General features: G+C 55.1%; 1 protein-coding gene. It reads right to left on the reverse strand.

All coding sequences use genetic code 11. The features are described 5' to 3' along the window. On the reverse strand, positions 1-247 hold a 247-nt coding region (locus FN960_RS24625; protein ID WP_438799994.1), incomplete at both ends, for an ABC transporter permease subunit.

The raw sequence follows: 247 nt of genomic DNA on the forward strand, positions 1-247 counted from the left end.
CCATTACTGCTCCGGCAACGCTTCCCACACCGCCAGCCAGGCTGGTGCCGCCAATCACGCATGCTGCAATTGCGTCCAGTTCGGCGATATTTCCCGCAGAAGGTGAACCAGCGCCAAGTCGAGAACTAAGGATTAATCCGGCGATGGCTACCATTAATCGGTTAATCGCGAACACGGCAAGTTTGGTGCGTTCAACGTTAATCCCGGAGAGACGTGCTGCTTCCAGATTGCCGCCGATGGCATAAAT

Origin of the sequence: Alkalicoccobacillus porphyridii, assembly GCF_007293315.1 — a bacterium.
Lineage (GTDB): Bacteria > Bacillota > Bacilli > Bacillales > Bacillaceae_D > Alkalicoccobacillus > Alkalicoccobacillus porphyridii.